1 pseudogene is annotated in these 486 nt (G+C 55.9%); it reads right to left on the reverse strand.

The features are described 5' to 3' along the window. Positions 1-486: pseudogene (locus tag FDX22_RS24750) on the reverse strand (LysM peptidoglycan-binding domain-containing protein); the annotation flags it as partial.

Consider the following 486-nt stretch of genomic DNA (forward strand, 5'->3'; position numbering starts at 1 on the left):
ACCCGCACCTACGGTCAGGCTTTGGCCCACTTTCAGCGATGATCCACGCAGATTATTCCACTGCTGCAGATCCTTCGTGCTCACGCCAAGACGTGCAGCGACGCCGGAAAGCGTATCGCCAGAGCGAACTTTGTAGCTACGGCTGTTCANCTGTTCAGCGGCGTGTTATCCGCGACCAGCGTTGACTGTACGGCTGCAATTTCGCCTGACGCCAGGGACTCACGCAGTTTCTCCGCGTGCTTCTTTGGCACCATCACATATTGCGGGCCGCTGACACCCAACGTGGAGCCTTTCACGCCAGCATTGAAGGTCTTCAGCTTGCTGACGGAAATACCTGCCATATCGGCAACCTGAGCCATCTCAACCGGACTGTTCAAGCGAACACGTGCCAACGCGCGGCTTTCGTCTGTAGTTGGCAGACGCACGCCATAGCGTTTGCTGTTTTTGAGAATATCACTCAACGCCAGCATTTTGGGCACGTATAGC

The organism is Citrobacter sp. TBCS-14 (assembly GCF_005280805.1).
Taxonomy (GTDB): Bacteria; Pseudomonadota; Gammaproteobacteria; order Enterobacterales; family Enterobacteriaceae; genus Citrobacter; species Citrobacter gillenii.